The organism is Bacillus sp. GMs2/2 (assembly GCF_050172095.1).
In the GTDB taxonomy this organism is placed as follows: domain Bacteria; phylum Bacillota; class Bacilli; order Bacillales; family Bacillaceae_G; genus Bacillus_A; species Bacillus_A cereus.
In genome coordinates this window covers 1-1,182 of record NZ_JBNLYE010000715.1, presented here as the reverse complement: position 1 = coordinate 1,182, position 1,182 = coordinate 1, and the positions used below count along the sequence as shown (strand labels likewise).

Here is a 1,182-nt window from a genome sequence, read left to right as displayed (position 1 = left end):
AAGGTATATATGAAAACTTTACTAAGACGATTTTTGTTAATAGCCTTTTTCATTACACCGATTGTTTTATTAATCAATTACTCTTTTATTTCAAAAGCAAAAGACAAACCCGATTTGCAAAACAAATCTAGTAAAACCGCTTCAAAAAGCGAAAAGAAAATAGAAGACCAAGAAATCACACTCACCTTCTCTGGTGATACAATGTTTGATTGGCAATTACGTCCTATAATCGAAAAGAATGGGGCTGATTACCCATTCCAACATGTAAAAGAAGAAATAAAAAAAGCTGATATTTCTTTTGTGAATTTAGAATCGGCATTTACAACGAAAGAAAAGAAAGCACCTGGGCAATTGTTTTGGATTAAAAGTGACCCATCTACACTACAAGCTATTAAAAACACTGGATATGACATCGTAAATATTGGGAATAACCACACACTTGATTATGGGCAAGATGGATTATTGGATACGATTTCTCACGTAGAAAAATTAAAGTTCCCTTACATTGGAGCCGGAAAAAATGCAAAAGATGCATATACTGCACGAGAAATGACCGTAAAAGGGAAAAAGTTTAAATTTCTTTCCTTCGTTCGATTTATGCCTGATTCTAATTGGGTAGCTGGTGAGAATAAACCTGGCGTTGCGAATGGCTATGATTTAAATCTTGTAACAAAAATAATTAAAGAACAAAAACAAGATGCAGACTATTTAATCGTCTATATGCATTGGGGCGTTGAAAAATCAAACCGTCCGGTAGAATACCAAAAGCAATATGTACCTAAAATGGTTGAAGCAGGAGCTAACGCGATTGTCGGAAGCCATCCACATTGGTTACAAGGGTTTGAGTATTATAATAAAGTTCCTATCGCTTACTCATTAGGTAACTTTTTATTCCCAAGTTATGTGAATGGAAAAAGCGCCGAAACTGGCGTATTAACTTTAACTTTTAAAGGAAAGGATGTCCAAATGTCATTCAATCCTTATATCATTCGCAACAACCAAGTTTCCCCTGTAAATGAGGAAGAAAAGAAAAAAGCTCTTCAATATTTACAAACAATTTCAACTGATGTAGAAATTGATGATACAGGGAAAATAAACGAAACTAGACGGCTCAAGATCTATTTCTCTGTAATTTACTTTACAGAATAGGTGATAAACATGCTGAAAAACTTATTAGAAAAT

Annotated in this window: 1 protein-coding gene; it reads left to right on the top strand. The window is 33.8% G+C overall.

What is annotated here, in order from left to right; genetic code table 11:
• Positions 1-9: 9 nt before the first annotated feature.
• The gene (locus ACQGS6_RS28930; RefSeq protein ID WP_426966069.1) at positions 10-1,149 is read left to right on the top strand and encodes a CapA family protein; all 1,140 of its coding nucleotides are present in this window, start codon (positions 10-12) and stop codon (positions 1,147-1,149) included.
• The last annotated feature ends 33 nt before the right edge of the window (positions 1,150-1,182 follow it).